The sequence below is a fragment of the Brevundimonas sp. genome, from assembly GCF_018608325.1.
In the GTDB taxonomy this organism is placed as follows: Bacteria; Pseudomonadota; Alphaproteobacteria; order Caulobacterales; family Caulobacteraceae; genus Brevundimonas.
This window is the reverse complement of the sequence record NZ_JABAZW010000102.1, coordinates 64,584-64,853: the sequence shown is the minus strand read 5'-3', so window position 1 is coordinate 64,853 and position 270 is coordinate 64,584. Positions and strand designations below refer to the sequence as shown.

Genomic DNA, 270 nt, shown 5'->3' with positions numbered 1-270 from the left:
TCGCAGCCTGAACGGCCTGCCCCGATTGATCAGCGCGCGTTCTGCGTCTCTCCCGCGCGCCACAGGCGATAGCGGACCTCGACGTCCTGCGGAGCATAGACCACCAGCGGCAGGTGGCTGTTGTAGCGGACCAGCGGCTGTTCCGGCGCGGCGACGAACACCTCGCGCTCGCTGTTGGTCGGGCAGCCCATCAGCGTTCCCGCCATCGCGCCCAGCGCGGGCAGGACGTAATAATCATAGCCCCAGCCCTCGGCGGTGCGGGTTTCGATC

General features: G+C 68.1%; 1 protein-coding gene. It reads right to left on the bottom strand.

The window, feature by feature from the left end; translation table 11 throughout:
• Nucleotides 1-29: 29 nt before the first annotated feature.
• On the bottom strand, nt 30-270 hold a 241-nt coding region (locus tag QZ281_RS10455), incomplete at its 5' end, for an ecotin family protein (RefSeq protein WP_292228079.1).